We start from the raw sequence: 26,216 nt of genomic DNA on the forward strand, positions 1-26,216 counted from the left end.
GGATAGTTGATGATACTGCCCAATTGGCCCATACAGCATCGAGTCAGTGCGTTGTCAACAACACGCCTCGGTGGCTATTCAAATGAGCCTTTTGACAGTTTTAACTTAGGCTATCATGTTGGTGATGAAATCACTGCGGTGGATAGCAATCATCAGCGGTTACTTGAGTACTTGCCTCGGCCTGCGCAGTGGCTTGAGCAAATACATAGCGCAAAGGTCATAACGGTAACAAGCCGTACAACTGCTACCGTTTGGCCGCAAGCTGATGCGTTATACACTCGTGTAGCACAACAGCCATTGGCGATAATGACGGCGGATTGTTTGCCCATTCTGCTCGCTAATGAACAAGGCACGGAAGTGGCCGCCATTCATGGTGGCTGGCGGCCTTTAGTGCAGGGTATTGTTGCCAATACACTAAGTCTATTTGACAGTCCTGCTGAACAACTATACGCGTGGCTTGGGCCAGCGATAGGGCCACTGACATTTGAAGTCGGTAGCGAGGTCAAGACACAGTTTTGCGAACAAAACGATGCACATAGCAGTGACTTTAGCGCGCAGGGTGATGGTAAATATCTTGCTGATATTTACGGTATTGCGCGCAAGCAATTGGCATGCTCTGGTGTTGCTCGCATCTTTGGCGGGCAATTTTGCACTGTCAGCCAAAGAGAGCTATTTTTTTCTTATCGTCGTGACGGGCAAACTGGACGCATGGCCAGTTTGATCTGGCGCAATTAATCCCATTTTCCTCGCTTTCGTTACTTGAACATTCGCACAACAATACCCATTAATTAACTAGTTATTAGTTTTTGATAGGTAGATGCACGATGCGTTTAGACAGATTTACCAGTAAATTTCAGGCGGCGCTCTCAGATGCGCAATCTCTTGCGCTAGGCAGAGATCACCAGTTTATTGAGCCTGTACACCTGATGTATGCGTTGTTACAGCAAAATGGCTCTAGTGTTCGCGCATTGCTTGCTCAGGCGGGCGTAAGCGCGGATGAGTTAAACAGTAAACTTTCTCAGGCCATTGAGAAAGTTTTTAAAGTTGAAGGGATAGGCGGTGACGTTCAGTTATCCAACAATCTAGTTTCGCTGATTAACTTGTGTGACAAGTACGCGCAAAAGCGTAAAGATCAATACATCTCCAGTGAATTGTTCGTATTTGCAGCCTGTGAAGATAAAGGGCCTTTGGGCGATATCTTCAAATCGTTAAATATCACTCAGCCGAAAATAGAAGCTGCAATCAAAGCGATTCGTGGTGGCCAAAAAGTTGATAGCCCTAATGCAGAAGACACCCGTCAATCATTAGAAAAATACACCATCGATCTGACCGAGCGAGCAGAGCAAGGTAAGCTAGACCCTGTGATCGGGCGTGATGATGAAATTCGTCGCACTATTCAGGTTTTGCAGCGTCGTACCAAAAATAACCCGGTATTAATTGGTGAACCGGGGGTGGGTAAAACAGCCATTGTTGAGGGGCTTGCACAGCGTATTATTAACGGTGAAGTGCCTGAAGGTTTAAAGAGCAAGCGAGTACTCTCGTTGGATCTTGGGGCGTTAGTTGCTGGCGCTAAATATCGTGGTGAGTTTGAAGAAAGGCTCAAATCAGTGCTAAATGAGCTGGCTAAAGAAGAAGGCCAGGTTATCTTGTTTATTGATGAGGTCCATACCATGGTTGGCGCCGGTAAAACTGATGGCGCTATGGATGCGGGCAACATGTTAAAGCCTGCATTGGCACGCGGTGAGCTGCATTGTGTCGGAGCAACCACCCTTGATGAGTATCGCCAGTACATAGAAAAAGATGCAGCGCTTGAGCGCCGTTTCCAAAAGGTATTCGTCAGTGAACCAAGCGTTGAAGATACCATTGCGATATTGCGTGGCCTAAAAGAGCGCTATGAGCTACATCATTCGGTGGACATTACCGATCCTGCCATTGTTGCAGCGGCAAATCTGTCACATCGTTATATCAGCGATAGACAACTCCCAGATAAAGCGATTGACTTAATTGATGAAGCTGGCAGCTCTATTCGTTTGCAAATTGATTCTAAACCGGAGCAGTTAGACAAATTAGAGCGCCGTATCATTCAGCTAAAACTTGAGGACAATGCGCTGGCAAAAGAGAAAGATGAAGCCAGCCAAAAGCGTCGTAGTGAGATGCAATCGCTGATCTCAGACTTAGAAACAGAGTACAAGGAGCTTGATGAGGTATGGAATGCTGAAAAAGCCTCATTGCAAGGCACACAGGTGATCAAGGCTGAGTTGGAACAAGCACGTTTGGACTTAGAAGTTGCGCGCCGTGCGAGTGATTTGCAGCGTATGTCTGAATTACAATACGGCCGAATCCCTGAACTGGAGCGCAAGCTAGACCTCGCGTCTCAGGCCGAAATGCAAGAAATGAGCCTGTTGAAAAATCAGGTCGGGGAAGATGAAATTGCCGAAATCCTATCTCGCTGGACAGGGATCCCTGTAGCAAAAATGCTTCAAGGAGAGCGTGAAAAGTTGCTTCAAATGGAAGATGAACTTCACAAAAAGGTCATTGGTCAAGATGAAGCTGTGAACGCGGTTGCCAACGCGATTCGTCGTTCTCGTGCAGGCTTGGCTGATCCGAACCGTCCTATTGGCTCGTTCTTGTTCTTGGGACCAACAGGCGTGGGTAAAACCGAGTTGACCAAAGCATTGGCGCATTTTATGTTTGACACTGAAGATGCCATGGTGCGTATAGACATGTCAGAGTTTATGGAGAAGCACTCCGTTGCTCGTTTGGTCGGTGCACCTCCAGGTTATGTAGGGTATGAGGAAGGTGGCTACTTGACCGAAGCTGTACGTCGCCGACCTTATTCTGTGGTGTTACTTGATGAGGTTGAAAAAGCACACCCTGATGTATTCAATATTTTATTGCAAGTGCTAGATGACGGGCGTTTAACAGACGGACAGGGGCGCACGGTTGATTTCAAAAACACGGTAATCATTATGACCTCCAACCTTGGCTCAGATATCATTCAGGAGCAGGCGAGCAATAACGACTACGCAATGCTTAAAGAGCTAGTGATGGGCGTTTTAGCAAGCCAATTTAGACCTGAGTTTATCAATCGTATTGATGAAACTGTGGTCTTCCATCCATTAATCAATGAGCATATCAAACAGATTGCCAGTATTCAGTTAGAAAAATTGGAGTCTAGGCTTAACGATAAGGGTTATCAGTTTACCCTAACGCCTGCGGCGCTTGAAAAAATTGCAGCCAGTGGTTTTGACCCAGTATTTGGTGCGAGACCGTTGAAACGGGCTGTACAGCAATACATCGAAAACCCACTTGCACAGCGCTTGTTATCAGGTGAATTTACCAGTGGTGATAATATTACCGTCGATGTACAGGACGATGATATTATCTTTGTAAAATAAACAGTTAGGCAGGCCAAAGTGACGACCACTGATGGCCTGCCATTTAATTTAAGCTGGTGTTGTTACATCCATTAACACCTCCAACCACCCTGCCCTCATTCTTTTTTCTATATATAGTTGTTTTTTTATACGCAAAAATGAGTATAATCACTGTGCGCTGGGGCTAGCAGGTTTTACCTCCCCCCAATCTTGAAGGATCTAGGTTTAAGTCGTTTTTTGTTTCACTACTTGATAGTGAAGATGAACCTGTAGGTCTTTACCTACCCATTTATTTCTATGAGAACACACTAATTGTTTACCAAATAACAGCAATGTAATTGTTGTTATCAGAGCTGGGTGTGCTACAACTAAGTTATGAAGGAATCGCTAACGTTGCCGTATCATGTTCGCGTTTTATGATTACCGTGTTCTCTTATCCTATTAACGGAGCATTAAATGCAAGATGTGAGCTTCTTGGTCGTTGACGATTGTCAATTGGTACGTAACCTAGTGCGGAACACCCTAGAAAATCGTTTGGGTGCTGAGAATGTTTATACCGCCACTAATGGCAAGGAAGCGCTCGAACTGCTCAATGCAAGAAGCATTGATATTATTATTGCGGACTGGCAGATGCCAAAAATGGATGGCGATGAGTTACTTCGTACAATTCGCAAATCAGACAAGCACAAGTTAACCCCATTTATCATGATGAGCTCGTTAGGCGATAAAGAACACGTACTGGCAGCCATTCAAAATGGGGTATCACAGTATGTGATGAAACCATTTAGCGCAGATAAGCTCGAAGATGCAATTCATAAATCATGGAATTCGGCGAATCGACGCGGTGCTGTTCGCTTGTCCGCCCTACCTGAGCATAGGGTGCGTATTCAGACCAGTAACCGTAAGTTAGCTGGCATAGTAAAAAATATCAGTCATACGGGGATGTTGATAGAGTTAACCTACAGCCGTGAACTTAACTTGTTTAATAACTACTCGATTGAGCTGGATATTTTCGATTTAAACCACGAAGGTAATATGCTTATTGAGCCACTATACGGCGTACCCGTTCGTCTTATAGCGGTTGAGCCTAGCACTAGTAAAGCGAATGTTTGTCAAATGGGGATCCGCTTTAACCGAGAAATGTTGCACGAAACAGTGAAAGGCAAACTGGACTATCTACTGAAGAATCTGGGGCAAGATAGCGGCGACCTTATTCAAGATAACTAGTTGCTAAATATCGCTAGTTGTGACGTAAAAAAGCCTGCAATATGCAGGCTTTTATCGTTGATTGAACCATATCCGTTTAAGTCCTAAACGTTAGTATCATTCCTGATATCTTATTGGCACTTTCTACCAGTTTGGCTGCATCCTCTGCAACACGGTAGCTAAGTTGCAGGTTGTCATTACCGTGCTTACTAATATTACCGATATTCTCGTTGATTTCGCAGCTTACCACTTGCTGTTGTTCAGCGGCAGCTGAGATTTCTTGCGCTGATTGAGCTATTTCACTGATTTGGTTGAAAATGGTTTCCAGTGCTTGTTGGCTTTGTTGACTGGCCTGCGCACAGTTATCAGCTCTGTCTTTGGTACTTTGCATTACCTTTGACCAACTAAATAGCGTATCCTGAATTTCTTTGACAGACGCATAAATGTGACTGGTTGCATTTTGTGTCCTCGAAGACAGTGCCCTAACTTCGTCTGCTACCACAGCAAACCCTCGACCATGCTCTCCTGCACGAGCAGCTTCAATTGCAGCGTTAAGCGCTAGCAAATTAGTTTGTTCGGCAATACCCTCGATTTCAGTCATTACCTTGCCAATTTTATCTGCTTCATTGGCCAGTGAGGTTGCTGTTTGCGCCGCTTCGTCTACTTGTCCAGCCAGAGTATTAACCATGTGACTGTTTTCCGCCATGGTGGACTTAATATCCTTACAATGCTGTTGTGTTGTCTCTACTTTTTGTGCGGTTGCGCCGGTATTGTGTGAGATGTCGCCAATGGTGCTACTCATTTGCGACATTGCCGTTGCGATTGAGTCTAAGCGCTGGCTTTGTGCCTGAATTCCTTGTTCCGTGCTACTTGATTTTTCATCCAAGCCAGTAGCAATACTTTTAAAGGTAAAAGTTGCATCTTTCATACGGCCCAATACGGTGCGTAGTTTTGCCTGTAGCATACCTTGGCTATACTGTGCCACGCTAAAAGGGTGATGGCCGTTGTATACATATCTCGATACTGAATCGAATTGTGCTTGTTGATCACGTAATGCTTTTGGGGTTCTAATGAGTTCGTCGTAATTAACCGCCACAAGCAAGGCAAAAGTAAGCAGCAGCAGTAGAGCGGCACTAGTACCAAAAGACCAAAATGTTGCAATAACGGCTGCGATGGTGATTACTCCACTCAGTGCTCTGCGTAAACTGTATTGTTCGCTCCAGTGCCAAATGTTCTTGCCTTGATTAATTGCATCATATAACTTTTGAGCACGTTGTTTGAGCCCTGTGTCAGGGCGCACGCGTACGGATTGATAACCAGTTAACTGTCCATGTTCAAAAATAGGGGTTACAAATGCGTCAACCCAGTAGTATCGGCCATCTTTACAGCGGTTTTTCACAACCCCACGCCACGAATGACCTGCTTTGAGTTTGTCCCAAAGCTCCTTAAAAGCAGCTTTGGGCATATCAGGATGACGAACGATATTGTGATTTTTGCCAACTAACTCTTCGCGGGAGAACCCAGATACCGAGCAAAATGCATCGTTGGCGTAGGTTGTTACGCCACGAAGGTCAGTAGTTGAGACCAATTGTTGGCTATCATCAAAAGTCACTTCTTCATTAATTGTATTTTGTCCACGACGCATAATTTCTCCCTATGGATAACGAGTTAGGCAATTTTAGTCACTAACACGTTTACCACCTAATAAAATCACCAAGGTTGATGACTTTGTTAAGTTACGTTGTCCTGAGTGGTAGTGATAGACAGGCGTAATCATACCATTAAGATTTTCATTAATTGTGTTAGATTATAGCGAGTTATAGAGTAAGGCAACAAGGCGAGTATCATGACAGAGTTAAACTACGTGTACGGGATTGAACAATTTGGTGATGTAGACCAAATTGTGGCGCGACAGATTGTCGAAAAAGCGTTGGAGGAGCAAGGTGTACGAATTGAGGTATTGGCCTCCAGCGTTAATCCGATTGATATTAAAACACGTATGGGGCTGGGCTTTGTTGCGGCACAAAAACCAGTGAACGATTTCATGGGTCTTGGTTATGATGTCTATGGGCGCATAAAGGCGCTAGGCAGTCAGGTGAAAAACTTTGCTGTAGGTCAGTATGTTATTGGTATGGTGGGGTTTGCACATCATCCCGGCTGCTATGCACAACAGGTTGATGCTCACGTGAGTGAAATTATTCCATTGGCGCAGAAAGAAAATTCTGCAATAGCGGGTCTTTGTTTGAGCGGTTTAACTGCTTATCAAGCTTTGCAGTGTGTTCCGGTTAGTTTAGAGATACCTATCTACATTAATGCGCCTACGGGTGGCGTTGGACATTTAGCGGTGCAGCTAGCCAAGCTTGAAGGTAGAAAAGTGATAGCGCTTTCGAGTCGGCCCAATCATGAGTTGTTGGCCAAGTTGGACGTTGAAGTGATGGATTATGATTCTTTTTTCGATACGCCAAGAACGGGTCAGTTGCTCGATTTAGTCGGTGGAGACAGAGCGATTGAGTTACTTGATAATCTAACCGCAGGGAGTGAGGTGGTCACGGTTCCAACAATTAGTAAAGAGCAGGTATGTGAACATGCAAAGCGTAAACAAATCAATGCACAGGGGATGGTTGTTGAGGCAAACTGCGATGACCTCAATAAATTGTATCGAGCGGTTAGAAGTGGCAAACTGACTGTGCATATGGATAAACAGTTTGCACTACCTGAGGTAGCTGACGCACACCGTTACATGGAAAAAGGCGTGCATAGCGGAAAAGTCATTATTTTGGCTTGAGTATTCCTAGTTTAGCCCCCATAACTTTGGCATTGCCTTATTTGGCCGAGGATATTTTTTTGATAACAACAGATTTACAGACAATACTTGCAGCATTGTCGATGCCTGAGCACAAGCATACCATCAGAGGTATTAAGCGTGGAATAGAGCGAGAGGCCTTAAGGATTGAACGCGATGGTAAGATTGCTCAAACCCCTCATCCAAAAGGCGCGGGACATCCATTAACACACAGTAGCATTACAACCGATTTTTCCGAGTCTTTGTTGGAATTCATCACGCCGGTGAGTGAATTTCCAGAGCAAACTTTGAGCCAATTGCAAGAACTACAAAAGTACACTCTGTCTAAAATGGGTGACGAGTTGCTTTGGCCGATGAGTATGCCTTGTTTTATCAACGATCAGAGCGACATCGCGCTGGCACAGTTTGGTGATTCAAACATTGGTCGCATGAAAACGCTATATCGCGAAGGCCTCAAGAATCGTTACGGTAGTATGATGCAGGCGATAGCGGGTGTGCATTTTAATATCTCATTTCCCGATTCGCTTTGGCAAAGCTTGCAAACAGTTGAAAGCAATACTTCACCGTTACAGCACTTTATATCAGATAAGTACTTGGGCCTGATCCGCAACTTTAAGCGAGAGCTATGGCTGGTTAGTTACCTATTCGGAGCATCTCCTGCGTTGTGCTCGTCATTTTTGCAGGGCAAAGAAAGTCATTTACCGTTTAAAAAGCTAGGCACAGGTACTTTGTATCTTGAGCATGGCACGGCGCTACGTCTTGGTGATCTTGGGTATACAAACAGCGCACAGTCGTCTTTGAAAGTGATGTATAACAGCTTAGATGAGTATATTGCTGGATTACGTGAGGCAATACGTTGTCATTCAGACCTCTACGGGGAGTTAGATGACTACACCAGTGAGACCCCCAAGCAGCTCAATAAAAATATTTTGCAAATTGAGAATGAGTTCTACTCTCCAATTAGGCCAAAACGTAATGCACTGAGCGGTGAGCCGCCCACGCATGCCCTAGAGCGTGGCGGTATTGAGTATGTGGAAATTCGCGCGCTGGACGTGAACCCATTTGTAGATACGGGTATTAGCATCGAGCAGATAAACTTCTTGGATGTATTTTTAACGTATTGTTTGCTGAAACCTTCACCAGAAATGAGTTGGGATGAGCAAAAGTTAAGTCAGGAGAATCTAACCACTGTAGTAAATCAGGGCAGGGACCCAGAAGTGAAATTACTGCAGGGCAACCATCAAGTCACGTTAAGACAGTGGGCTGAGCATATCTTTACTGACCTTAAAGATGTGGCTAAATGGATGGATGAGGCTTATGGTAGTGACAAGTATGTTAATACAATCAATGAATTAAGCTCATGGGCTTCACAGCCAGAAAAAACTTTCTCGGGCCGCTTGCTTTCGGAGCTAAAGCAAAAGCAGCAGGACGGTGGTGTATTAGCGCTTGATTTAGCAGCTAAATATAAGGCATCTTATCAAGACGTAAGCTATTCAGAATATAGTGAACAGGGTCTTGATCTTGCAGCAGATGAGTCACAGCAAGCAGCAATTGCAATTAAGGACAATGACGATAAGGATTTTGTAGCTTTCTTGAGAGATTATTTTGCCAGAGCCTAGGCAAAAAAAAGCGCAGCCTAATAAGCTGCGCAAATAAATTTCAGGGATGAAACAATGCTAAACTGCTGCATTCATAGGTTAAGACAGGCATTATTTATAAAAGTTCAATGGGTTCGTAAAAAAATGCAAAAATTTATAATTTTATTGCCTGTAGTGTTACTTCTAGCTGGTTGTGCAACAGCTCCACCAAAACAACCCAATGATATCTGTAAGATTTTTAAGGAAAAAGAAGATTGGTACTACGATGCGCGTGATGCTCAAGACAAATGGGGATCGCCAAAACATGTATTAATGGCAATGATGTACCAAGAAAGCTCCTTCAAACATGATGCTGCACCACCTATGGAATACTTCTTATGGTTTATTCCAGTTGGGCGTGCAAGTTCTGCATATGGCTATTCTCAAGCTAAAACTCCGACATGGAGTGATTATATTCGTGAAACGGGTAACTCAGGTGCAGATAGAGATGACTTTGAAGATGCTATCGACTTTATGGCTTGGTTTGTTTATAAAACTCATAAAATCAATGGTGTTTCTAAATGGGACGCTTATGCACAATACCTCAATTATCATGAAGGTTGGGGTGGGTATAAGCGCGGCACATACCGAAAGAAGAAGTGGTTGATGGCCGTGGCCAATAAGGTTAAGCATCGTGCAAGCCGTTATGGCGCACAGCTCAAACGCTGTGAAGAAGACTTAGACAAAAACTGGTTTGAACGTTTGTTTGGTTAAATTTTATTGAGAGGCTGCTATTGCGGCCTCTCACTCCCTCCTTTTACTGTGCAAACATTACCCGCACGATAAACTTCCTAAGTAATATTTCAATTGATTAACGACATGAAAGTACTGGATATTTAAATTTACCTGCGTATTGTAGTTAAAAGTTATTATTTTGTGCGTCATGGTTACGCCTCATTGCAAGGACCCGTTATGAGCAATCAGTATGATCTAACTTTGGAACAGCCCGTTTCAATTTGGAATAAGCCACTTGAGCTACCTATCAAAGAGCTATTTAAAAGCCTAGGTAAGGCGACGGTTGCTGGTGTATTTGCTGACAGCAAAGGCCTATATGAAAACTTTGTTGAGGCCTCCAGCGTTTTAGGGTTTGAGAAAAACCCACAGCAAGCTGCGTGGGTATTGGTGTTTAAAAGCCTGCAAGCGACGCTTTGTGAATTAGTACCTGATTATCAAGACTTATTTGAGTGTGAGCTTGATGATACAGGGGTTGAAGCACTGAGTGATAATATGGCTAAACAGCTGAACGACGTGCCACTTGGGATTAATCCTGACTTCTTTGACTACCCTGAAAACCTGTCGTTATTTGCGCATATCAAACCGGCCATTACTTTTTGGCTTGAAAGCTTAGGGATGCGCGCACAAGACGCAGAAGGTTTTTTCGCTCGTTTAAAACAAAGCTTTGCTTTGGCACTACATAAAGAATGGCACAACAACCGAGAAGATTACCTATGCGTTGCTGAGCACCTGCAAAGCCCTTTTGCAAGCTGCACCAAAGAGCAGCGAGGTTGGCATGTGTATAAGGTGTGGTTACAAGAACAGGTTAACCAACGCATGTTTGCTGAGGCGTTTAGTCTCAGCCAAGTGTATGTCAATCTTAATGCCTACTATAAAGTGGCGGTGGATAACGATGAGCAAGAGCTGCTGCGTAGCACAGTGTCTAATACAAAAAAACAGGTTGTTGACCTGCACGCTGAAATAAACAATTGGGCGATACAGTTTAATAAGAGTTGCGCCATTAAAGTGATTAGTGGGGGTCCTGGTTCCGGTAAGTCATCATTTGCGAAAATGTTTGCAGCCACTATGGTGCGCGAGCGCCCAGAAATACGTGTGGTGTTTATTCCGCTGCACCACTTTGACCCAAGCGATGACCTACTTAATGCGCTCGCCCGTTATGTAGAATCAGACCCATACTTACCCACTAACCCATTGAATAAGAAACAAAAAGAACATCGAGTGTTGTTGATTTTTGACGGACTAGATGAGCTTGCTATGCAAGGCAAATTAGCGGCTGAGACCGCTAACCACTTTGTTGAAGAAGTGATCAGTAAAATAAACCGCTTTAACGATGCGGGTTTCCAATGGCAAGCATTGATCACGGGTCGAGAGATGGCGGTTCAGTCGGTAGCAGCAAAGCTTAGGGGGTTACAACAGCTATTGTATGTGCTGCCCTATTTTGTAGAGCAGGATGAAGATACGGATGATAGCGAGTATATCGACCCTGAGAAATTGCTGGCAACGGATTTGCGTGATACTTGGTGGCAAAACTATGGTCGGGCCAAAGGAGTAAGCTATGAAAAGCTACCCGAACCATTGGCTATCAGCCAACTGCAACCCATTACGCAGGAGCCGCTACTGAATTACTTGGTGGCGTTGAGTTTTGAGCGTGGGGAAGTAGTTTTTGATGAGCACTTAACGCTTAACCAAATCTATCAGGATTTGTTAGATGCGGTGTATCACAGGCAGTGGGATCATGGTGGCTATAAGCAAACGAGAGACCTAGAGAAGCCGCATTTTATCCGCGTGTTAGAAGAAATTGCCTTAGCAGTTTGGCATGGTAATGGCCGTGTGGCCAGCATTAGCAAAATTCAGCAACAATGTGAGAGCAGCCGCGTCACAAAATATCTAGAGGTATTTCAAGAAAGCGCTAAATCGGGGATCTCTCGTTTATTGACCGCGTTTTACTTTCGCCAAAGTGAGTTATTAGACGGGCAAGATAAAACCTTTGAATTTACTCACAAAAGCTTTGGTGAGTACTTAATTGCTCGGCGCATTGTGCGTGAAGTGGCAGCAATTACCAGTGAGGTCAATCGCAACATCGCAGACCCAGATGTGGGCTACGATCAGATAAGCGCACAGGCACGCTGGGCAAAACTCAGTGGCCCCACAGCATTAGATGAGTATATATTTAATTTTTTGGTAGATGAGGTGGGTTTACGTCACATAGACGATGTGCAGCAATGGCAAACATGTTTTGCGGGACTGTTCTCGCGGACACTGCGCAAAGGCATGCCCGTTGAAGAGCTTCAATTGGCCACATTTAGTGAGATGCAAAAATATGCCCGTAATGCCGAAGTGGCGCTGCTGGCGATTCATCATGCTTGTGGCTGTGCTACCGAAAATGTTTCGGATTTGAGCTTAGAAAATAGGTATAGCTTTTCTCAGTGGCTTTTACGGGCACAGGGGGCAGGGGTGGCTAGAGACTATTTACCTGCTCGGTGCTTTACTCATATCGATTTACAACAGTGCAATTTTGAATTCAAAGATCTAAGAAAGGCTAATTTACAAAATAGTAATCTAAATGGGGTCAGCTTTGTGGGGGGGTATTTAGCTCAAGCTAGGTTGCAAGGCGTGAGCGCGATAGAAAGTAGCTGGGTGGGCGCGTCTTTGACTTTTGCTAATGCGTCTTATGCAGATTTCGCGAGCGCTGAATTTGACCACGCTAATATGCGTCACTGTGTACTAAACTCAGCCTGTTTTGAAGGCGCGACATTTATTCAAGCTCGCTTATTGGGTTCAACGTTCATCAATGCAAATTTAACCAATGCAAATTTAACCGATGCAGATTTAAGGCATGCAGATTTAACCAAGGCAGATTTAACCAAGGCAGATTTAACCGATGCGGATTTAACCAATGCGGATTTAACCAATGCAAATTTAACCGATGCAGATTTAACCGATGCAGATTTAACCGATGCAGATTTAACCAATGCAGATTTAAGGTATGCAGATTTAACCGATGCAGATTTAACCAATGCTATTTTAGATCACGCCAAGCTTCGCGGGGCTACATTAAAAGGTACAGTTTTAATCGGTGTAGACTTAAGCAAGGTTGACCTAAGTGAGGTGGATTTATCTGAGGCAATTATGGAGTAAGCTTTTTTATGCTAACTTCCAAGCAACAAGCATCTTAGTGAGTTTTCTCTTGAAGCTGTAAAATCGTCTATGCTTGATGATGGATAATTAAAAAAGGACCAAAGCATGTTCAAAAAAATAATAATCATTTTGCTGCTGATTATCGCCTCACCATTTATTCTCGCGCTGTTTGTGGCTGATAGCTATCATGTGGAACGTGAAGTGGAGATTGAGCAACCCCTCGAGCAGGTATTTTCTTATATCAAGTTGTTAAAAAACCAAAGTAACTACAGTACGTGGGCGCAGATGGACCCAGCTATGGAAGCCGAGTACCGAGGAGAGGACGGCACCGTGGGTTTTGTTTCTGCTTGGCGAAGTAAGCACCCTGAGGTTGGGGTAGGCGAGCAGGAGATCATCAAGATTGACGAAAACAAACGTATCGATTTTGAACTGCGCTTTAAAGAGCCGTTCCAGTCAACCGATCCTGCTTATATGATCACTGAATCCACCCTCAATGGTACAAAAGTTAAGTGGGGTTTTAACGGTCATATGGATTACCCGATGAATTTAATGTTGTTACTTATGGACTTTGAGCAAATGTTGGGTGATGACTTACAAGTGGGGCTAGACAATCTCAAAGAGGTGCTTGAACATCCAGTAGAATAACTGGACGAAAGCAAAATTCAGACATAAAAAAACCGCAAGATGCGGTTTTTTTATAGCTACAAAACGTGAGTGTTAAACAACACCACGTGGCAGGCGACAATCATGGTCTTTACCAGCAAGCTCAGCTATCCAAAACTCTTCGGCTGTATAGCCTTCAGCGTTTTCTTTAACGACTTTAAAAGCCGCTTTCTTTTGTGCTTTTGCAGGAGCAGCTTTGCTTGTTTTTGCTTTTTTAGCTGGAGCCGCTTTCTTTGCAGGTGCTGCCTTTGGTGCTTCACTCTTAGTTGAAGAACCAGAAGTAAGCTCTTCTGTCAGTGCTGCTACGTCAGCAAGACGCAGGTTTTTCCCGCCATCAATGCTGTACCAACCAGGTTTGGTTGTGATCTCAGGCTTTTTGCCGTGGGCAGCTTCGTAAGCAGCTTCAAAAGCGCTTAATACTTCAGTTTTATCTAGTTTACTCATCGTAGATCCTAGTCGTTTTATACGCGGGATTAAGATTAATGAGTAGTTATACCCATATTTGCGCAATTTTTCAATTTTTTAAGGGTTTTGCTTCCATTTTGGCTGTATAAACGCCAGAATTTGACAAATTTTCAGAAATAATACTGGTAACTTCATGAAACGTTCAGAATTTACACACACTCTAACTGAGCTGTTAAAACCCGACGCAATCCGAGATTTTGCCCCGAATGGTCTGCAAGTCGAAGGAGCAGAAAATATTCGCAAGATTGTGACAGGGGTGACTGCCAGTCAGGCATTGGTTGATACTGCAGTAGAGCTACAAGCGGATACTATTTTGGTTCACCATGGCTATTTTTGGAAAGGTGAGTCACAAGTGATCACCGGCATGAAAAAGCGCCGTATTGCAACGTTGCTAGCCAATGATATCAATTTATATGGCTATCACCTCCCGCTTGATATCCACCCAGAGCTTGGAAATAACGCACAGCTTGCAAAACTTTTGGATATTGAGGTGCTAGGTGGGCTTGAAAGCGGGCCGACAAGTGTTCCAGTCCATGGGCGATTAAGAACCCCAATGTCTGGTGAAGTATTTGCTGAAAAGATTGCCACCGTGCTTAATCGCAAGCCACTCATTAACATTGTCAGAGATAAACCTATAGAAACCATAGCTTGGTGCACAGGCGGTGGGCAAGGTTACATTGATTTGGCTGCCAGCCGAGGCGTTGATGCCTATCTAACAGGTGAAGCCTCAGAGCAGACGATTCATAGCTCCAATGAACAAGGTATTGATTTTTTTGCGGCAGGGCACCATGCTACAGAGCGTTACGGTATCAAGGCGCTTGGTGAATACTTAGCTGAGCAATACGGCTTTGACGTCACCTTTACTGATATTGATAACCCAGTTTAAACAAAGCTTTTTAAAGAGGCGCTTAGAGCGCCTCTGGATCGATTATTCGTCGAACCTTTATCCAAAGCGTTCCTAACATTTCATGATAATGCGTGGTGACAGCTTCAAGTACGGAGACTTGCGCAATAAACTGCTTATAATCTGGCGCGTTATGCAGATTATGAAACTGTGTTGGGGCTGCAATCGTATCGACCCCTTGCGCCCAGAATAAATTCTTTGCGCGTGCCATATGGCTGGCTGACGTCACTAAGGCAACCTGCCTATCCACTAAATAGGGCGCTAACAGTTTTGCTTCGTCTTTAGTATCCATAGCGGATGGGTTAGCACGTACTCGAACGCTTGGGATACCCAGCGCTATTGCTGTCTGTTTCATAAGTGGGGCACTTTGGTGACCCGACACAATCAGCTCGGCACTCTTATAGTGATGTGCCAATCTTAGCCCTTCGATAAGTCTGGCTGATGAACAGCCTGTGAGCTGCGCATTGGCAAGTTGCTGACTATTAGGATGGACGCCGCAACCAAGTACCACGATTTTGTCTATTTTTGGGTGTTTGCTGACATCGAAGGTGTGCCATTGTGATTCAGCAGAGGTGGTAATCTTACTGGCAAAAAATGGGGTGCTGATACACCACAGCGCGATCACCGTAAGCCAGAGCATAATATATGACTTCAGGTTGGCTTTGCTTACAAATAACAAACATATTGCAACAATAATTAATGACAGTGGTAGTGGCATCAGTAGGCCACCAAGCACTTTCTTAAACAAAAACATAAGAAACCCAATCAATTAGCTTGGGTTCAGTTTAGTTAATATTACACAAAAATCATAGCTTAACGAGAATTGTTCTGTTTACAGGTGTTTAAAAAGTGTCTGTACACAGGGTTATCCTTCATGGTTTTTTTCATCGCTAGGTACATTGGGCGATTAAGACCAAGCGCCCCAAGAGGGATAGATTTAATAAGGCCTTGGCTTTCATAAGGGGTAACCAGCCAATCTGGTAATGCTGCGACGCCCATGCCCGCACTGACAAGTTGAAAAATGAGTAGCCCTTGGTCAACGGTTTTCAATGTACCGTCAAAGCGTGCATTTTGTATAAAGTGTTTGAAGATGTCTTGTCTCTCGCGCGGAATAGGGTAGGAGATAATGGTTTCATCTTTAAGATCTAATGCGGTTACATAGGCTTTTTTAGCCAATTCATGGTCGGGTGAGACAATCAGCTTGAGTTTGAAATCAAACAGGTGCGCATATTCAAGTTTATCTTGCTCACGCATGTCCGAAGTGAGCACCAAATCCAGCTCATCTTCTAATAGTTCAGGGATCGCGTCGTAGCTAAAGCCCCGCTCGTAGTCGACTTTGATATCAGGCCAAAAGTTATTAAATTCTTTTATGGTTGGTAATAACCAGTGAAAACATGCATGGCATTCAACGCTGAGTCTCAGTTGAGAAATTGGCTGATTTAGGCTCTCTTTTAAACGACATTTTGTTGCTTCTACACGAGGTAACACGTCATTGGCAAGTTCTAGTAATAACATACCTTGTGGTGTAAAACGCACCGGTTGGGTCTTTCTTTCGAATAACTGACAATCAAGTTTATTTTCTAAGTCTTTAATTTGATGTGACAAAGCTGATTGCGTCAAGAACAACTCACGGGCCGTATTAACAAGCGAACCAGTGTCTTTAAGGGTTGCGATGGTTTTCAAATGCTTTATGTCGATCATCTTTAATAAATCTCATTATTAGTGTGAGTTAAACTCAGATTGCTCTGCTTGAATCTCAGTCATTACCTAATAGTAACGTCTAGACGTCTAGAAAACTAGCAATCGATGATTAATTTTTAACAAAATCACTATAGCATTATTTTTGACAGCGTTGTCATTATTTATTTAACTTTTTTTCAAAAAATACAAATTAATTTTATTCAACTTCCTCCTGAGAAAGCATCATTTGTATTCACACTGCTCATCAAATAGATTTCTAGACATCTACACATTCAAAGGAGAGAGGCATGACACAAATACATAACTTGGGTTTTCCCCGCATCGGAAAAAAGCGCGAACTAAAATTTGCCATAGAAGCATATTGGGCAGGCAAGATCACACAGGATGAACTGATTGAAAAAGGACGTGAAATTAGAGCGCAAAACTGGAAGTTGCAGGCTCAAGCTGGCGTAGAGCTTTTACCCGTAGGGGACTTTGCTTGGTATGACCATGTTTTAAATACAAGTTTATTGCTCGGAGCCGTGCCTGAGCGCCATCGCAACCATAACGAAGAAATCAACTTAGACACGCTATTTCGTATTGGTAGAGGTAAGGCCCCAACTGGGTGTGCCTGCGCCGCCAGTGAAATGACGAAATGGTTTAATACTAATTACCATTATATTGTACCTGAGCTAGAACAAGACCAAACCTTTACGCTATCTTGGTCTGAGCTATTTGAGCAGGTTGAAGAAGCACAAGCGTTAGGGCATCAGGTTAAACCTGTGCTGGTAGGCCCCGTTACTTACTTACACTTGTCAAAATGTGCTAAGGAGCCATTTGAGAAGTTGGCTTTACTTGAACGTATTTTGCCAGTGTATCAACAGGCTTTAAGCAAGCTTGCAGATTTGGGCGTTGAATGGGTGCAAATTGACGAGCCAGTCCTTGCTTTGGAGGTCAGCGATGACTATCGTGCGGCACTAAAAAAGAGTTTTGAGCTGCAGTCAGGTCGGGGTGTAAAGCTACTACTGGCGACTTATTTCGACTCAGTGAGTGATTATCTTGCAGACATTAGCGAATATCAGGTTGATGGCGTACATTTTGACTGTGTCGCAGGCCAGTATGATATTGCGCAATTGCATGAGACATTGAGGCCTGAGCAAGTACTGTCATTAGGTGTTGTTAACGGTCGAAACATTTGGCGTACTGACTTACAAGCTCTTTACCAGAGCATTGTAGGTGTGGCTACTAAGCGAAAAGATAAGCTTTGGCTTGCGCCTTCTTGTTCACTATTGCATACGCCGGTTGACTTAGAGCAAGAGACGAAACTTGATAGCGAGCTACGCTCATGGTTGGCATTTGCGACCCAAAAAGGGCAAGAGCTGGCACTGTTAAAAAAAGCGTTAGTTGCTCAAGATGAACAGCTTCTGGAGGAATACAGTGCACCAGTTAAAGCTCGGTTGACTTCATCACGTGTTAACAATCAAGTAGTACAACAACGCGTAGCTGCTTTGACTGAGCGTGATGGACAAAGAAATAGTGAGTTTGCTAAGCGTATCGAAGCACAACAAGCATCCTTATCTTTGCCTTTATTGCCAACGACAACGATAGGCTCGTTTCCACAAACAAAGGCTATTCGTGCAGCAAGGCGTGATTTTAAAGCGGGTAATCTGCCATTTGAGCAATATCAAGCGCAAATGGAGGCTGAGATTCGCTATGCGGTGGAGGAGCAAGAGGCACTGGATTTAGATGTGTTGGTGCACGGTGAAGCTGAGCGTAACGACATGGTTGAGTACTTTGGTGAATTGCTAGAAGGCTTTGCGTTTACTCAATTTGGTTGGGTACAAAGTTATGGTTCACGCTGTGTAAAACCCCCCGTTATTTGGGGAGATGTATCTCGTCAAAAGCCAATGACAGTGGCTTGGACGAAGTACGCACAGTCACTGACCGAGAAAAAGATGAAAGGCATGCTAACAGGGCCTGTGACAATCTTGTTTTGGTCTTTCGTTCGTGATGACCTAGACAAGCCCTGTATCGCTAACCAAATCGCATTGGCCCTAAGAGATGAAGTAGTTGATTTACAAAATGCTGGCATCGATATTATTCAAATTGATGAACCCGCATTTAGAGAGGGGATGCCACTTAAGGCGAGTCAGTGGCAAAGTTATTTGGATTGGGCGGCGTATGCTTTCAGGGTGTCAGCCAGTGGTGTTGAAGACAAAACTCAGATCCATACGCATATGTGCTATGCCGAGTTTAATGACATTATCGCAGCGATAGCTGATATGGATGCGGACGTCATCACCATTGAAACTTCTCGTTCAAATATGGAGTTGCTAGCGGCGTTTGAGCACTTTGATTATCCGAATGATATTGGACCGGGCGTGTATGATATTCACAGTCCTAATGTACCAGAAGTGGACTGGATGAAAGCGCTGATACATAAAGCGGCTCAGAAAATTCCGGTTCAGCGTTTATGGGTTAACCCAGATTGTGGCCTCAAAACTCGGGCTTGGGAAGAAACTCGTCAGGCGCTGGCTAATATGGTGAGCGCTACCAAGGAATTGCGTAACGAACTTGGTTGATTAAGCTAAAATAAAAAAGCCCATATCAGCATGGGCTTTTTCACGATATGTCTGCTCTGAAATGTATCAACATTCTTAAATCGACAAGGTCATTTGGGTGTTGTCAATTAGAAATTGCATAGCTTGTTTTGCTGGCAGCGGTTTAGAAACCATAAAACCTTGACCAAATTGACAGCCCTTACGTTTTAACAAAGCCCACTGTTTCGGGTTCTCTATGCCTTCTGCAACCACTTTTAAGTCAAGTGAGCGGGCCAGTGACAGAATAGCATCGACCAAAGGGTTTTCTTTGTGAGTTAGTTGATCCACAAAGCTTTTGTCTAACTTTAATACGTGAATGGGTAATTGGTGCAGATATCCTAAGGCAGAATAACCGGTACCAAAGTCATCTAAATAAAGCTTCACACCAAGAGGCTCTAGGCCTTGAATTATTTTGGTTGCAAGCTTTAGGTTTTCAATTAAACCAGACTCAGTGATCTCTAAACAAAGTGCACCGTTGGGAAGTTGATAATCAATATACAGCTGCTGCATATAGGTGACAAAATCGAGACTAGCAAAGTGCCTTGATGAGACATTAACGGTGATTCGAATCATCGGGCTGCCTTCTTGACGCCAGCTTTGCAGTTGTTGTGCTGCGAGCTTGAGTAAATGCAAATCCAATTCGATGATCTGTCCGGTTTGCTCAGCTATCACAATAAAGTCATTGGGTGGTACTAAGCCATTCTTGGGGTGGTGCCAACGTACAAGGGCTTCAAAGCTCACAACATGGGGATCGTTTAGCGCAAAAATAGGCTGAAAGTAAAGTTCAAACTCATTGTTTTGAATGCCATGTTGCAGGTCGTTTTCTATATCTGCCTGACGTTTAAGTTTTTTTCGCATGGCGTTATTGAAATAACACACTTGGCCTCGGCCTCTAGATTTTGCTTCATACATTGCGGCATCTGCCTGTTGCAGCAGTGTAATGGCATTATCTGTGGCGTCATCAGTAAACGCAACGCCGATACTGGTGGAGGCTTGTAGTACGTGACCATCGATATACAGTGGCTTGGCAATCGCCTCATTGATGCGTTCAAGCGCTAGAGACACCTGCTCTTTATCTTTGACGTTCTCAATGAAAATAGCGAATTCATCACCACCGAGTCGGGCAAAGGTATCAGTGCGACGGATACAGCCTTTGATCATGTTAACTATGGCGACTAAAAATCGATCGCCCACATCGTGACCTAACGCATCATTAATACTCTTAAAGCGATCAAAATCCAAATATAGTAAGCAATGTGAGCTGTCCTCATCTTCTCTATCTAAACTCAAGATGGCGTGCTTTACACGTTCCAGCAGCAAATAGCGGTTGGCAAGTCCAGTTAGCTCGTCATGTAGTGCTCTGTGTTCCAATGCCTGACGTGATAGTTGTCTGTCGATCGCCATACTCACTTGACGACTGATGTAAGTTAAAATAGACAAGTGATGATGGTTAAACGCTCTGTCTTGTGTGTAGCTTTGGATAACGATCACGCCTTGAAACTGGTCATTCACAGCAAATGGCACGCCAAGCCAAGACTTAGGTGACTGGCCCACCATTTGGAAATTACCCAACTCAATATGGCGTTCAAACTCTCGGGTATTACACAACAAGGGTTTGCCCGAAGTTAAGGTAAAGTAAGAGGCGGTGTGTTTGATCTGTGCCTTAGTTACTCGCTGGTGTGCGTTACATTTAACTTTACCCTCAATCAGGTAGTCAATTTCGAGAATATCACTGTATCTGTCATATAAGCCGATAAAAAAGTTTTCAGCGGGTAACTGACTGTTAATGATCTGATATAACTCATCATAAAACGCCTCTAAGTCCAGCGAGCGATAGGTAATATTGGCGATTTTTAACAAACACTGCTCTAGTTGCTGTGCTTGATTGAGTTGCTCTATTGTTTTTGTAAGGTTGTTGAGGGTTTTTACCTGATTAATTTTAGCGCTCAGCAAATGTGCAACCGTAGACAGAATTTGTAGATGTCCTTCTGTGAAATAATCGCGTTGTGGGTGTTCACAATCAATCACGCCAAGGAGGGTGTTTTCATACACCAAAGGCACACAGATCTCAGACAAAGCAGGTCTTGAGTCAGCGATATACATCGGCTCGACCGATACGTCTCCAGAGACAAAAGCTTGCCTCGTTCTGGCGACATGTCCCGTTATCCCCTGCTCAATGGGAATTTTGGTTTGTGCAACTTTATAATCATTACTTTGGTGAGCAACACCCATGCTAGCGACTTCTTCTAAAAACTCACTCTGTTCGTCAGCAAGGTAGATCACACAATCAACAAAACCCAGACGGCTTACCACCTGAGAAGTAACATAATCAAATAATTCATCAAGTTGCGTGATTTGCAGCAGGGATGAAGAAAATTGATTAATGATGCTAAGCTGCTCAGTTTTTGATTCTAGTTTGTTGTTTGAAAGCATTCACATCACTCATATATGCAATTAAGACCAATTTAACTTACTTGTAAGACAAACGACACATTATTGCGCAAAAAAAAGCATTTTAGAAACAAATAAGCTGTTTGTGGCGCGTGGATGAGCGCAAAAACTTTACTCTGGGGTGTTAACTGCCTATGATCGGGCAAATTCAGCCGTGGAAAATAGAGCAATGACAAGTACAGTAAACACCCTTACGATTACTCGACCTGATGACTGGCACGTGCACCTGCGTGACGGAGTACAACTTAAAGATACCGTTAGAGACATTAGCCGCTATATGGGTCGCGCTATAATCATGCCTAACTTAGTGCCACCGGCTACGTGTACACAAACCGCGTTATCTTATAGAGAGCGTATTATGGCCGCACAGCCACAGGGGAGTTTTACCCCGCTGATGGTGCTTTATCTCACAGATAACACTACACCAGAAGAAATTAAAAAAGCCAAAGCAAGTGGTCATATCGTTGCCGCTAAGCTTTACCCTGCTGGAGCAACCACCAACTCAGATTCTGGTGTAACTGATATTGAAAACATTTACCCAGTGCTTGAAGCAATGCAAGAAGTGGGAATGCTATTGTTGGTTCACGGTGAAGTAACCGACTCAGCGATTGATATTTTCGACAGGGAAAAGATATTCATTGAGACCAAACTTGCTAAAGTCGTGGCAGCATTTCCAAAACTTAAGATTGTGCTTGAGCATATCACCACTAAAGATGCGGTTGAGTTTGTTGAGAGTGCTTCAGATAACGTTGCTGCCACCATCACGGCACACCACTTGTTGTACAATCGAAATCACATGTTGGCAGGCGGCATTAGGCCACATTATTATTGTTTGCCAATATTAAAGCGCAACATTCACCAACAAGCTTTGATAGCGGCTGCAACAAGCGGTAATAAAAAGTTTTTCTTAGGTACTGACTCTGCACCTCACGCTAAGGATAAAAAAGAAGCCGCATGCGGCTGTGCAGGAGCTTACACTGCACATGCAGCACTAGAGCTATATGCTGAAGCGTTTGAAGATGCGGGCGCGTTGGATAAGTTAGAAGGGTTTGCTAGCCATTTTGGTCCTGACTTCTATGGTTTGCCACGCAATTCAGACACTGTGACGTTAAAGCGTGAAAGCTGGAGTGTTCCAGAAAGTTACCCTCTAGGAGATAGCCATGTGGTGCCAATTAAAGCTGGTGCAGAAATATCTTGGAAAGTAGTCTAACTGTAATCGCTAATAACCTGAATTAAATAAAAAAAGCGCACTTATTAGTGCGTTTTTTTATTTAATAATATTATTTAATTATTAATTTTGCTGGTAATTTGTACTGTTGGTCATTTTATATGTTAGGCTTAGAATGCTTTGAGTTTTTGCTGTTCTATGGATGTAAGAGTTGCGGTAAGGAAGCTTCATTAGCTACAAGTTAATGAGCGTAAAGTGTTTTTTGCTGTATTTATTATTCCGACGGGTTGCGGCGCAAACTCAGGGAGGAAGCCTTTAAGGCGAGTGTTAAATTGATCTGACTTACAGGAATAATAGGTATGTCTAATTCTAAAACAGGTAAAGTAAAGTTTTTTAACGAATCAAAAGGCTTCGGCTTTATTGAACAAGAGAACGGTCCTGATGTGTTTGTACACTTCAGCGCTATTTCGGGCGAAGGGTTTCGTACCTTGAGTGATGGCCAAGCAGTGTCGTTTGATATTAAGCAAGGTAAAAAAGGCCCTGAAGCAGAAAATGTAGTTGTGTTATAACTTCACTATACCTGAGGAGTAACGTTCTGTTGCTCCTATTTTATTCACACTTCTAATTATTTTATCAGAACCACGTAATATAATTTGATTTATTATATTTATATGCAAAAATATAGTAATTGAAATATGAGTACAAACCTTTCAATTTTTAATTATATTATACCTTTTTTAGGTATCAACCTGATAATTTAAGAGAACAATCAATGCGAGAAATTAAATCTTTTATCAAATCTGCAAGTTTTACTGAGTTGGAAAAAGCAGCTGAATTAATAAATGACGCGATTGAGTCTCAGCGTGAACAGCAGCAAGTAAAAGAGGAAGTATTAGCACTGATCAAGGAAAAAGGTTTAACCCTTGATGATCTTGTTGCTGGCGCACCAGTAGATAAACGTGCAAAAGTTAAACCTAAATATAGAATTGAAAAAGATGGTGAAGTCTTCGAATGGACTGGCCGTGGTAAAACACCAAAAGCATTTGTGGGTGTTAATTTAGATGACTACACCATCTAGTTGAAAAACTAAGCAAGCATATTTTTAAAAGGCCCATAATGGGCCTTTTGTCTCGAAGCCTAACTTATTATGTGTATAATCGTGCAATCTTTTCTCAGTTTTCAATATTGAGAGGTGCGTATCTATACGCTAAGACCTTATCAACAAGAAGCCGTTCAAAATACCATTGCTCATTTTCGAGAGTGTGATGACCCCGCTGTTATTGTATTGCCAACCGGTGCTGGAAAGAGCTTGGTTATTGCAGAATTAGCACGCCTTGCGCGGCATAAAATTCTTGTTTTAGCACATGTAAAAGAGCTGGTGGAACAAAATGCGCAAAAATATGCCAGCTTTGGTTTAACAGCAAGTATATTCTCGGCAGGGCTTGGACAAAAGAGCCTGTGTGAGCAAGTTACTTTTGCGAGTGTGCAATCTTTAGCACGAAACTTAACGTTGCTCACAGACTATTACTCTTTGCTCATAATTGATGAGTGCCACCGTGTGAGTGGTGAAAATGATAGTCAGTATGGCAAGGTCATTAAAGCATTGAAAGCTTACAACCCACATTTAAAGGTGCTGGGTCTTAGTGCTACGCCTTACCGACTGGGTATGGGATGGATTTATCACAATCATTACCATGGCTTCATTAGGGGAGCCCCAGATAGTCCGTTCAAGCGTTGTATTTATGAACTGCCTTTACGTTATATGATAAAGAATGGCTATTTAACACCACCTAAAGAAGTTAATCCGGCTATTAGTCATTATGATTTTACTTCTCTAAAAAGCGATCAATTTGGCAGATATTCCCAAGAAGACATGAATACCTTGTTATCAGCTCAGACTCGTGCAACTTTTAGTATTGTTTCTCATATTATCGAACAGAGTAAACAGCGTAGTGGGGTGATGATATTTGCAGCGACCGTGATGCATGCAAAAGAAATATTTAGTTATTTACCCCAAGATAGTGCGGCATTAATTATTGGTGAGACAGAAACTGTTAACAGAGATAATATAATTAATAATTTTAAGAATAAGACGTTAAAATTTTTAGTGAATGTATCTGTATTAACTACAGGGTTTGATGCGCCTCATGTTGATCTGATTGCTATTTTACGTCCGACTGAATCGGTGAGTTTATATCAGCAAATCGTTGGCCGAGGATTGCGCTTATCGCAAGGAAAAAAAGATTGTTTAGTACTGGACTATGCGGGCAATGACTTTAATTTATTTCACCCTGAAGTGGGCACAAAGAAGCCAAACTCTCAAAGTGAGCCGGTACAAGTTATATGTCCAGGCTGTGGTTTTGCAAATATTTTCTGGGGTCAGCTAAATGAGCAGGGAGAGCTCATTGAACACTATGGACGCCGATGCCAAGGGCTATTAGGTGAGCCGCCCGAGCAGCAACAGTGTGATTATCGCTTTCGTTTTAAAGAGTGTCCGGCATGTGGCTGTGAAAACGATATTGCAGCACGGCAATGCTGCGAGTGCGGCGAAGTCATGGCTGATCCTGACGATAAGCTACGAGCCGCTTTAAATTTAAAAAATGCTATGGTGCTGAGGTGTAGTGGGTTGAGTGTGACCTTACTCAAAGCACAACAACTAAAAATTACCTACTTTGATGAAGATGGCGCAAGTTGTGATGAGGTTTATGACTTAGCGAACCCTAAAAGCCGCTATGTTTTTAATCGTGATTTCAGCCGACGGCTGAAAGGCAGAAGTACACAAGTGAGTTGGAAAAGTGCAGAGCAAGTGTATGAGATGTCTCATCTATTAGAAGCACCTGACTTTGTTGTGGCCAAGCAGCACAAAAAATACGGCTGGCAGGTTAGTGAAAAAATATTTGATTACCAGGGTCAGTATAGAGTTGCCGATAAATCCTAGAACCCATTATCTGGGCTCTAGGGTTAGGCGCACTATTCAGATGCCATTATACCCCAACCATCACCATAACCTTCATGGCTATTTGCGATGCTTTCTAGATATTGTTCTGTTTGGCCAAGTAACTGATGTTCAGGCACCATTTTTATTGATGTGATCACTTCCCATACACCAGTGTCTTTACACTGTTGTATTTGGGTATGTGGTGCAAGCTCGTCTTCAGCTATCGCTTTTATAAAAGACTCTGCCTGAGGCTTTTGCTCAAAGAGAATGAAAAAATCGACCGTGTGAAACTGCGTAAGGTCAATGCCTGCTTCTGCCATTTCTGCTAGAAGTTGGCCGTTATCATCATCTGGGAATTGCATATTTAGGTCCAAGTAACTCAATTATGGTTATTGTCGGCTATTCGCGAGCAAATAAAAAGAGGCAAGGAGAAATTAGCGCTTGATTGCGC

20 protein-coding genes are annotated in these 26,216 nt (G+C 43.3%); 14 read left to right on the plus strand and 6 right to left on the minus strand.

The genetic code is table 11. The features are described from left to right. Positions 1-9 precede the first annotated feature (9 nt). The 3 genes from pgeF to BET10_RS16220 all read left to right on the plus strand — a co-directional run bounded on the left by pgeF (position 10) and on the right by BET10_RS16220 (position 4,604). Positions 10-735 carry a peptidoglycan editing factor PgeF gene (pgeF, locus tag BET10_RS16210; RefSeq protein WP_070986638.1) on the plus strand — a complete coding sequence of 242 codons (726 nt, stop codon included), beginning with the start codon at positions 10-12 and terminating at the stop codon, positions 733-735. 89 nt (positions 736-824) lie between these two features. After that, positions 825-3,398: an ATP-dependent chaperone ClpB gene (gene clpB, locus BET10_RS16215; protein ID WP_070986639.1), complete on the plus strand. Its 2,574-nt coding sequence runs from the start codon at positions 825-827 to the stop codon at positions 3,396-3,398. Positions 3,399-3,833: 435 nt separating this feature from the next. Beyond that, entirely contained in the window at positions 3,834-4,604 is a 771-nt protein-coding gene (locus BET10_RS16220; RefSeq protein WP_070986640.1) for a response regulator, read from the plus strand. A gap of 76 nt (positions 4,605-4,680) precedes the next feature. Here the strand turns inward: BET10_RS16220 and BET10_RS16225 are convergent, their stop codons facing one another. Further along, a complete protein-coding gene (locus BET10_RS16225) occupies positions 4,681-6,228 on the minus strand; it encodes a methyl-accepting chemotaxis protein (protein WP_070986641.1) in 1,548 nt (515 codons plus the stop codon). Positions 6,229-6,429: 201 nt separating this feature from the next. Between BET10_RS16225 and BET10_RS16230 the strand changes: the two genes are divergently transcribed. The 5 genes from BET10_RS16230 to BET10_RS16250 all read left to right on the plus strand — a co-directional run bounded on the left by BET10_RS16230 (position 6,430) and on the right by BET10_RS16250 (position 13,541). Continuing rightward, positions 6,430-7,368: an NADP-dependent oxidoreductase gene (locus BET10_RS16230; RefSeq protein WP_070986642.1), complete on the plus strand. Its 939-nt coding sequence runs from the start codon at positions 6,430-6,432 to the stop codon at positions 7,366-7,368. A 59-nt stretch (positions 7,369-7,427) separates the two neighbouring features. Continuing rightward, on the plus strand, positions 7,428-9,005 hold the full coding sequence (gene gshA / locus BET10_RS16235) for a glutamate--cysteine ligase (protein WP_070986937.1): 1,578 nt from the start codon (positions 7,428-7,430) through the stop codon (positions 9,003-9,005). 123 nt (positions 9,006-9,128) lie between these two features. Then, entirely contained in the window at positions 9,129-9,737 is a 609-nt protein-coding gene (locus BET10_RS16240; RefSeq protein WP_070986643.1) for a transglycosylase SLT domain-containing protein, read from the plus strand. 198 nt (positions 9,738-9,935) lie between these two features. Further along, positions 9,936-12,896 carry a pentapeptide repeat-containing protein gene (locus tag BET10_RS16245; protein ID WP_070986644.1) on the plus strand — a complete coding sequence of 987 codons (2,961 nt, stop codon included), beginning with the start codon at positions 9,936-9,938 and terminating at the stop codon, positions 12,894-12,896. Positions 12,897-13,001: 105 nt separating this feature from the next. Next, positions 13,002-13,541: an SRPBCC family protein gene (locus BET10_RS16250; RefSeq protein ID WP_070986645.1), complete on the plus strand. Its 540-nt coding sequence runs from the start codon at positions 13,002-13,004 to the stop codon at positions 13,539-13,541. 72 nt (positions 13,542-13,613) lie between these two features. Here the strand turns inward: BET10_RS16250 and BET10_RS16255 are convergent, their stop codons facing one another. Further along, positions 13,614-14,003: a hypothetical protein gene (locus BET10_RS16255; RefSeq protein WP_070986646.1), complete on the minus strand. Its 390-nt coding sequence runs from the start codon at positions 14,001-14,003 to the stop codon at positions 13,614-13,616. Between the two features lie 154 nt (positions 14,004-14,157). Between BET10_RS16255 and BET10_RS16260 the strand changes: the two genes are divergently transcribed. Continuing rightward, entirely contained in the window at positions 14,158-14,910 is a 753-nt protein-coding gene (locus BET10_RS16260; protein ID WP_070986647.1) for a Nif3-like dinuclear metal center hexameric protein, read from the plus strand. A gap of 22 nt (positions 14,911-14,932) precedes the next feature. Here the strand turns inward: BET10_RS16260 and BET10_RS16265 are convergent, their stop codons facing one another. Together BET10_RS16265 and BET10_RS16270 are read right to left on the minus strand one after the other, a co-directional pair. Continuing rightward, a complete protein-coding gene (locus BET10_RS16265) occupies positions 14,933-15,682 on the minus strand; it encodes a YdcF family protein (protein WP_070986648.1) in 750 nt (249 codons plus the stop codon). Between the two features lie 59 nt (positions 15,683-15,741). Continuing rightward, positions 15,742-16,629 carry a LysR substrate-binding domain-containing protein gene (locus BET10_RS16270; RefSeq protein ID WP_070986649.1) on the minus strand — a complete coding sequence of 296 codons (888 nt, stop codon included), beginning with the start codon at positions 16,627-16,629 and terminating at the stop codon, positions 15,742-15,744. 287 nt (positions 16,630-16,916) lie between these two features. On the opposite strand from BET10_RS16270, the gene metE reads away from it, so the two are divergent. Next, a complete protein-coding gene (gene metE / locus BET10_RS16275; protein ID WP_070986650.1) occupies positions 16,917-19,190 on the plus strand; it encodes a 5-methyltetrahydropteroyltriglutamate--homocysteine S-methyltransferase in 2,274 nt (757 codons plus the stop codon). Between the two features lie 75 nt (positions 19,191-19,265). On the opposite strand, the gene BET10_RS16280 is transcribed toward metE, so the two are convergent. Continuing rightward, on the minus strand, positions 19,266-21,641 hold the full coding sequence (locus tag BET10_RS16280) for a bifunctional diguanylate cyclase/phosphodiesterase (protein ID WP_070986651.1): 2,376 nt from the start codon (positions 21,639-21,641) through the stop codon (positions 19,266-19,268). Positions 21,642-21,828: 187 nt separating this feature from the next. On the opposite strand from BET10_RS16280, the gene pyrC reads away from it, so the two are divergent. The 4 genes from pyrC to radD all read left to right on the plus strand — a co-directional run bounded on the left by pyrC (position 21,829) and on the right by radD (position 25,765). Next, positions 21,829-22,869 (plus strand): dihydroorotase, encoded by a 1,041-nt coding sequence (pyrC, locus tag BET10_RS16285; RefSeq protein WP_070986652.1) that lies wholly within the window; start codon positions 21,829-21,831, stop codon positions 22,867-22,869. Between the two features lie 317 nt (positions 22,870-23,186). After that, positions 23,187-23,396 (plus strand): cold-shock protein, encoded by a 210-nt coding sequence (locus tag BET10_RS16290; protein WP_070986653.1) that lies wholly within the window; start codon positions 23,187-23,189, stop codon positions 23,394-23,396. A 203-nt stretch (positions 23,397-23,599) separates the two neighbouring features. Continuing rightward, positions 23,600-23,905 carry an H-NS histone family protein gene (locus BET10_RS16295; RefSeq protein ID WP_070986654.1) on the plus strand — a complete coding sequence of 102 codons (306 nt, stop codon included), beginning with the start codon at positions 23,600-23,602 and terminating at the stop codon, positions 23,903-23,905. 114 nt (positions 23,906-24,019) lie between these two features. Next, positions 24,020-25,765, plus strand: a complete 1,746-nt coding sequence (gene radD / locus BET10_RS16300) for a DNA repair helicase RadD (RefSeq protein ID WP_070986655.1) — start codon at positions 24,020-24,022, stop codon at positions 25,763-25,765. A gap of 32 nt (positions 25,766-25,797) precedes the next feature. Here the strand turns inward: radD and BET10_RS16305 are convergent, their stop codons facing one another. Continuing rightward, on the minus strand, positions 25,798-26,127 hold the full coding sequence (locus tag BET10_RS16305; RefSeq protein WP_070986656.1) for a ribonuclease E inhibitor RraB: 330 nt from the start codon (positions 26,125-26,127) through the stop codon (positions 25,798-25,800). Positions 26,128-26,216 lie beyond the last annotated feature (89 nt).

This window comes from Pseudoalteromonas amylolytica (assembly GCF_001854605.1).
In the GTDB taxonomy this organism is placed as follows: domain Bacteria; phylum Pseudomonadota; class Gammaproteobacteria; order Enterobacterales; family Alteromonadaceae; genus Pseudoalteromonas; species Pseudoalteromonas amylolytica.